Origin of the sequence: Nonomuraea sp. NPDC050786 (assembly GCF_040654115.1) — a bacterium.
Lineage (GTDB): Bacteria > Actinomycetota > Actinomycetes > Streptosporangiales > Streptosporangiaceae > Nonomuraea.
Window position 1 is genome coordinate 103,202 of record NZ_JBFAHJ010000005.1, and the last position, 6,497, is coordinate 109,698.

At 69.6% G+C, this 6,497-nt stretch carries 5 protein-coding genes; 1 reads left to right on the plus strand and 4 read right to left on the minus strand.

Going from position 1 to position 6,497, the window contains the following annotated elements; genetic code table 11:
• Positions 1-3: 3 nt before the first annotated feature.
• Complete coding sequence (locus tag AB0H84_RS12530) at positions 4-993, minus strand: sigma-70 family RNA polymerase sigma factor (protein WP_357602330.1); 990 nt, start codon at positions 991-993, stop codon at positions 4-6.
• A 93-nt stretch (positions 994-1,086) separates the two neighbouring features.
• Between AB0H84_RS12530 and AB0H84_RS12535 the strand changes: the two genes are divergently transcribed.
• Positions 1,087-2,538 carry an MFS transporter gene (locus tag AB0H84_RS12535; RefSeq protein ID WP_357602333.1) on the plus strand — a complete coding sequence of 484 codons (1,452 nt, stop codon included), beginning with the start codon at positions 1,087-1,089 and terminating at the stop codon, positions 2,536-2,538.
• Positions 2,539-2,547: 9 nt separating this feature from the next.
• Here AB0H84_RS12535 and AB0H84_RS12540 read toward each other — a convergent pair whose 3' ends face one another.
• From AB0H84_RS12540 to AB0H84_RS12550, 3 genes are all read right to left on the minus strand, one after another.
• Positions 2,548-2,928, minus strand: a complete 381-nt coding sequence (locus AB0H84_RS12540) for a zinc-binding dehydrogenase (protein WP_357603032.1) — start codon at positions 2,926-2,928, stop codon at positions 2,548-2,550.
• A complete protein-coding gene (locus AB0H84_RS12545) occupies positions 2,826-5,918 on the minus strand; it encodes a BTAD domain-containing putative transcriptional regulator (protein ID WP_357602336.1) in 3,093 nt (1,030 codons plus the stop codon). The genes AB0H84_RS12540 and AB0H84_RS12545 overlap by 103 nt, the downstream gene beginning before the upstream one ends.
• A gap of 326 nt (positions 5,919-6,244) precedes the next feature.
• A partial coding sequence (locus tag AB0H84_RS12550) for a hypothetical protein (protein ID WP_357602339.1) occupies positions 6,245-6,497 on the minus strand: 253 nt, incomplete at its 5' end.

The following is a 6,497-nucleotide window of genomic DNA, read 5'->3' on the forward strand; positions in this document are numbered from 1 at the left end:
GTTCTACTTTGCCGCGGAAGCCTCCAGCACCTCCGGCAGCCCGAACGTCTCGAACAGCTTCCTCTCGAAGAACATGACGCCGTGGCTGATCCGCTCCCCGGAGAACGTCACCACCATGAGCGAGAACTGCCGGTAGACGCCGTCCTCGCGCAGATACATGGCGAAGGCCGGCTGCCCGTTGGCGGCGGTTGGCACCAGCTTGAGATCGCCGGGGCCCTTGGCGGGGCACTGCGTCCTCATGAGCTCCAGGATCGTCTCCGGCCCCTGGTACCAGCCGACGAAAGGCGGCATCTCCCAGATCGCGTCCTTGGTGAACTGCTCCACCAGGCTCTCGAAGTCATAGTTCTCGAACGCCGCCACGTAGCGCTCGAGCTGGGCCCGCTGCTCGGGTGACAGCGGCTCCACCGGGTCGTCGCGGCTCGGCTGCACCTGGTCGAGCTGGGCGCGGGCCCGCTGCAGGATGCTGTTGACAGCCGCGGTGGACGTCTCCAGCGCCTCGGCCACCTCGGCGGCCCGCCACTTGAGCACGTCGCGCAGCACGAGCACGGCGCGCTGCCGGGGCGGCAGGTGCTGCAGCGCGGCGATGAGCGCGAGCCTGATGCTCTCGCGCGAGGTCACGATCGAGGCGGGGTCGTCGCCGGCCGCCCCCGCCAGCGCGTCGGGCACGGGCTCCAGCCACAGCACCTCTTTGTCCTGCACCAGGGGAGCGGTCGCCTCGGTGCTGGGGGCGCCGAGGCCGGTGGGGAGCGGCCGCCTCGTGCGGCTGTCGAGCGCGGTCAGGCAGGCGTTGGTGGCGATGTGGTAGAGCCAGGTGCGCAGCGAGGAGCGCCCCTCGAAGCCGTCGTAGGCCCGCCACGCGCGCAAGTACGTCTCCTGGACGAGGTCTTCCGCGTCGTGCACCGAGCCCATCATCCGATAGCAGTGCGCCAGCAGTTCGCGCCGCATCGGGTCAGCCTGTCGGAGGAACTCCTCGTTCGTCGGCTTGTCGGTCATACCCCTTGTATAGACGGCGCCACCGACAGACCGATGACTTTTCGCCACCCGGCCGGTCTATAACGGCGAACCTTTTCTGCGGAAGGAATGACGATGAATCCGGAACGTTCGCGCTGGGTGGCGCTGGCCGTCCTCTGCACCGGCATGCTCATGATCGTCCTCGACGTCACCGTGGTGAACGTGGCGCTGCCCGCCATCCAGAACGACCTCGGCTTCACCCAGTCCAGCCTCGCCTGGGTGGTGAACGCGTACCTGATCGCCTTCGGCGGCCTGCTGCTCCTCGCAGGCCGGCTGGGCGACCTGACCTCGCGCAGGGGCGTCTTCCTGGCGGGGCTGGCGGTGTTCGTGCTGGCCTCGCTGGTGTGCGGGCTGGCGGGCAGCCAGGAGGTGCTGATCGCCGCGCGGTTCGTGCAGGGCGTCGGCGGCGCGATGACCTCGGCCGTCATCCTGGGCGTGATCGTCACCATGTTCCCCGAGCCGCGCGAGCGCGCCAAGGCCCTCGGCTTCTACAGCTTCGTCGCCTCCGCGGGCGGCTCGATCGGGCTGCTGGCCGGCGGCGTGCTGACGCAGGGCATCAACTGGCACTGGATCTTCTTCGTGAACATCCCCATCGGGCTGGCCACCGGGGTGGCGGCCCTGCGGCTGCTGCCCAGGGACCGGGGCGCCGGCCTCGGCCGGGGCGCCGACCTGCTGGGCGCCGTGCTGATCACCGCCGCCCTGATGCTGGGCGTCTACACGATCGTCAAGCCCGCCGCCGAGCTGGGCTGGGGCGCGGCCCAGACGCTGACGCTCGGGGGCGGGGCCGTCCTGCTGCTCCTGCTGTTCCTGCTGCGCGAGGCCAAGGCCCGCGAACCGCTGGTCCCGCTGCGGATCTTCCGCTCCGCGAACGTCTCCGGCGCGAACGCCATCCAGGCGCTGACCGTGGCCGGCATGTTCGGGATGTTCTTCCTGGGGACGCTGTATCTGCAGCGGGTCCTCGGGTACGACTCGCTCGCCACGGGACTGGCGTTCCTGCCGCACAGCGTCCTGATGGGCCTGCTGTCGCTGCGCTACTCGGAGCGGCTGGTCACCCGGTTCGGCGCCAGGGCCACGCTGCTGGGCGGGCTGGTGCTGATCGCGGCCGGGCTGGCGCTGTTCGCCCGGGTCCCGGTGGGCGGGAGCTACCTGGTGGACGTGCTGCCCGCGACGCTGCTGCTCGGGGTGGGGATCAGCGGCGCGTTCCCGGCGCTGGCCGCGCTGGCCATGTCGGGCGCCACGCGGGAGGACGCCGGGCTGGCCTCGGGCCTGGTGAACACCACCACGCAGGTGGGCGCGGCGATGGGGCTGGCCGTGCTGGCCACGCTGTCGGCCACCCGGACCGCCGGGCTCGCCGCCGCGGGCCGGCCCGAGGCGGAGGCGCTGACCGGCGGGTACCAGCTCGCTTTCCTGATCGGGACGGCCCTCGTCGCCGTGTCCTTCGTCATCGCGCTCACGGTGCTCAAGCCCGAACGCTCTGAACAGACTGAAGAGGCCCACGACGAGCTTCCGCTCCACGCGGGCCTCTGACCCCGGACGTCAGTGGGCGACGGTGAGGACGATTTTGCCGGTGGTGCGGTTGGTCTCGCCGAGCTCGTTGGCCTTGGCCGCCTCTGCCAGCGGAAGAGCGGCGGCGATCTCCACCCGCAGCTTGCCGGCCTCGACCAGGGCCGTGAGCGCGCGCGGTAGTCGCCGCCGATGGTGTCGAGCACCACGTCCACGTCCGGCACGACCTCGGCGAAGGCGCCGTGCGCGTCCGGGCCGCCCAGGGCATGCGTGGTGCCACTCGTACCGGGTGCTGACCGCACGGGTGCCGTTCAGCGCCGGACCTGCTCCAGCCAGGCTCCGGGGTCCGTGCCTGCGAGTTCGGAGGCCTCGCGGGCGCCGAGGGCCATGAACGTCTCGATCGCCTCCTGCCAGTGGCGCTTCGCGGAGACGGGGTCAGACACCGCTTCGATGGCGGCGAGGTCTCGCAGCGTACGACCCTGCCAGATCGCCAGCCCGAGTTCGGTCCACTGGCCGAGCGCGACGGTGAGGAGTTCGCGCGCCCGCTCGCTGTCACCGCGGGCCAGCGCCAGCTCGCCCGCCGTCCTGGTGACGAGCGCGACGCCGAAACGGTCACCGTGCCGCAGGAAAAGCCGATTGCTGGAATCCAGGAGAGGCTCCGCTTCAACGGTGCGTCCCTGCCGGATCATGGCCTTGGCGAGCGACTGGCGCGCGTACTCGGCCTTGAGCGGGTCGCCCGCTTCGTCCAGCATCGTCGCTGCCTGTTCGCTCAGCTCGACGGCACGTTCCGGCTCGCCGGCGGCCCGATGGCACAGGCTCAGCCCGCGCAACGACAACGCCTCGCCTCGCCTGTCGCCCAGGTCGCGGTACAGTGCCTGGCACTTGCGCAGGGACTCGGCCGCCTTCTCCAAATCGCCACCGTCCCTGTGGATCGTGCTGAGGCCGTAGAGCGCGGCGGCGACCACGGCTGGCTCGCCCAGCCGTTCGGCGATCCGCGCGCCCTCGCCCAACTCTTCCCCGGCCAGGTGGAAATCGCCCAGATAGCGGTGCACGTTGCCGATCCCGACCTTGATGACCGCCTGGACAGCTTCGTCGTTGACGGCTTTCGCGTGATGGAGGGCCTGCTGGAAATAGTCCAACGCGGCCCCGAAATCATCCTTTTCGTAAGAGAGTTCCCCGAGGCTGGTGAGCACGATGGCCTCCGCCCCGCGATCGGCCGCGCCCCGGGCCGTCAGGAGTGCCACGTCCAGCGTTCGCTGCCAGCCGTCGAACTCGTTGCGTGCCGCGAACGGCGACGACAGCAACGAGGCGATCAGCAGGGTGGTCATCTTGTCGATGCCGAGTTCGTGTGCCCGTTCGACGACTCTGACCACCGTCGAGGTCTCCGCCTGCAGCCACCCAGAAGGATCGTCCTCGACCTCGGCGCGTAAGCGCGGGTCGAGATCCGCGATCTCCGTGGCGGACCGCCACAGGCTGAGGGTCGCGTGGGGGAGCCTGCGGGCCCCGGCCTCCACCATCGACCTCCAGGCGGCCAGCATCCGGCCGTACGCCTCGTCCACCTCCTCGTTCGCGGCGTGCTCGGCGCCGAAGAGCTGCACGAGATCGTGGAATCGGTAACGGACCCTGCCGATGGCGTCGACGCCCGCCACGTCAAGCAGCCGCAGGTCCACCAGGTGCTCGACGACGTCCTCCGCTTCCTCGACGGAAACGTCCAGCAGCGGCGCCACGAGCCAGGATCCGAAATCGGGTAAGTCGAGCAGGGTCAGCAGGTGGAACGCCCGCTGGTGCGGTCCGCTCAGCTCCGCATAGTTCAGCTGGAGGCTCGACCTGATCGCCAAGTCTCCCACGGCGAGCTCGTCCAGCCTGCGCCGTTCGTCGGACAAGCGGTCGGCCAGGGCGCGCAGCGGCCAGTGCGGGCGGGCGAGCAGCTTGCCGGCCGCCGCCCGGATCGCGAGCGGGATGCCCCCGCACAGCCGGGCGATGGTCATCGCGGACTTGGGGTCGGTCTCCACCCGTGCGGTGCCGATCATCTTGCTGAGCAGTTCCACCGAGGTGTCGACGGAGAAGAAATCGAGTTCGAGAAGCTCCGACGCCTCGAGCCCGGCCAGCCGCGACCGGCTCGTGATGATCACCAGGCAGCCGGGGGAGCTCGGCAGCAGCTTGCGGACCTGGTGCTCACCGCTGACGTTGTCCAACACGATCACAAGGGTCTTGCCCGACACCTTCCGCCGGTAGAGCTCCACCCGGTCTTCCATCGTGTCTGGCAGTTCGGCCACGGAGACGCCGAGTGCGCCGAGAAAGCGCCCGAGCGCGTCCCGGACGCCCGCGTCCCCTTCCCCGCTTCGCAGGTCGGCGTAGAGCTGGCCATCGGGATGGCTGTCTCTCAATACATATGCGGCGTGTACGGCCAGCGCCGACTTTCCTGATCCGCCGAATCCCGACACCACCGCCACCGTCGGCGTTGCCGTCTGAGCGGCACCGCCGGCGGACCGGCTGCTCAGCCGCCGCAGGCTGTCCAACTGCGCTACGCGGCCGGTGAAGTTGCCGATGTCGGGTGGCAGGTTGCTGGGCGCCTTGCGCTCGACCTCGGTGGTCACCAGCCGGCTGGATGCGACCGGCCTCGCAGAGGCCTCCTCATGGGTGCGGGCGAGAGGCACGAGCGGATCGAGCGTGCCGCTGAGCACCTGGCTGTGCAGATCCTTGAGCTTGGGGCTGGGCTCGATGCCGAGTTCCTCGCGCAGATGCCGGCGGCCGTCACGGTAAGCGGTGAGGGCCTCGGCCTGGCGGCCGCTCTCATACAGCCCGCGCATCAGCAGCCCCCGAGCCTCCTCCCGCAGGGGATACGAGGCGCTCACCCGGGCCATGCGCGAGGCGCACTCCACCGGCCGGCCGCGGGCCAGGTCGCACCGCGCGAGTCCTTCCTCGACGCTCAGCCGGTCCTTTTCCAGCGCCACCGCCGCGGTACGGGCAAAGCTCGCCTCCACGCCTCCGAAGGCAGGACCGCGCCAGAGGCCGAGCGCCTGTTCATAGTGCGTCACGGCCTCGCTGTAGTTGCCCTCGCGCTCCAGCCGTCTGGCCAGGCCGAGGAAGCGCTCGTGGATCTCGAGGTCGTTCTCCGTACGCTGAACGTTCAGGAGGTATCCGGGAGAACGAGTGACAAGCATCGACTGCCGCCCGATCGAGGCCAGTCCTCTGCGCAGGGCGGAGACGTAGGTATGCACCAGCGCGGTCGCGGAGTTCGGTGGCGCCTCGTCCCAGATGAGGGTGACGAGACGCTCGATGGAGACGACTTGCCGCGGTTGTTGCGTCAACGCGGCCAGCAACGCATTCGGCTTGGCACCTCCAAGGTGCACCCGGTTCTCCCCCACGCGGACTTCTACCGGCCCCAGCATCAAAATGCGCATGCGACATACCCCCATAACCCACGCCTGCGGTACCAGCACCCGGGTGCCGCGTCATCGATAACGCAGTCCGGCCGTGAACCCCGCGCGGCCCCGGCTTCAGCGGCTCCGGGAGTACCGGCCCGAGCCGGTCGCCCGTTTCATGACTCAGGACCCCGTTTCATGAAACGTGCCGCCGAGCCTGGGACCGCGCGCACGCGCAGAAGTAGAGCAGGCGGGTCTTTCATGGTGCTGTCGTTCTGCTGTCGTCCCGCTGTCGTCGCACCTGTGTCACGAGCGAAGGCGGACCGCCGGTGCGGCGGTCCGCCTTGATGGGGGAGTGCGGCAGATTAAGCGAAGTGGATGTTGTCCTTGGCGAAGCCGGTGGCGATGATTTTGTCGGCGTTCCAGGGGACGTCGGTGAATCCTGCGCCGTTGTGCCAGGCCTTGACGTCGCCGTTGTCGAGGACGGTCATGAGTTCGGACTTGCCGTCGCCGTCGAGGTCGGCGAAGTGGATGTTGTCCTTGGCGAAGCCGGTGGCGATGATTTTGTCGGCGTTCCAGGGGACGTCGGTGAATCCTGCGCCGTTGTGCCAGGCCTTG